The sequence below is a fragment of the Paraburkholderia sp. SIMBA_053 genome, assembly GCF_046534895.1.
GTDB lineage: Bacteria > Pseudomonadota > Gammaproteobacteria > Burkholderiales > Burkholderiaceae > Paraburkholderia > Paraburkholderia caledonica.
The window spans coordinates 1-265 of sequence record NZ_JAWRXU010000856.1 but is presented as its reverse complement, the minus strand read 5'-3'; the positions used below and the strand labels follow the sequence as shown (position 1 = coordinate 265).

Below are 265 nucleotides of genomic sequence, written 5' to 3'. Positions count from 1 at the left end.
ATCCATGTTTCGCCCCGCGCCGGGCGCACCACTTTCCGGCCGGTCGATCTTTCCGCCAACCTGCAACAGATCGATCAACGAGCGTCCCGCGCGCAACTGGATCAGGCCGATTTCGAGTTGTTCCCTGTCTACCGTGCAGCCGAGCACGTCCTGATAAAAGCGCGTCATCGCGTCGAGGTTAGCAGCGCGGATGACAACGTGATCGATATCGAGAATCTGGAATTTCATGGCGCGGCGTCCCGTCTCTGAGGTTCCGGTGAAGAGC

1 protein-coding gene is annotated in these 265 nt (G+C 59.6%); it reads right to left on the bottom strand.

Going from position 1 to position 265, the window contains the following annotated elements; all coding sequences use genetic code 11:
* Positions 1–228 (bottom strand): VOC family protein (locus SB753_RS38005; protein ID WP_410805281.1); only part of this gene is annotated, 228 nt, incomplete at its 3' end.
* Positions 229–265: the final 37 nt, after the last annotated feature.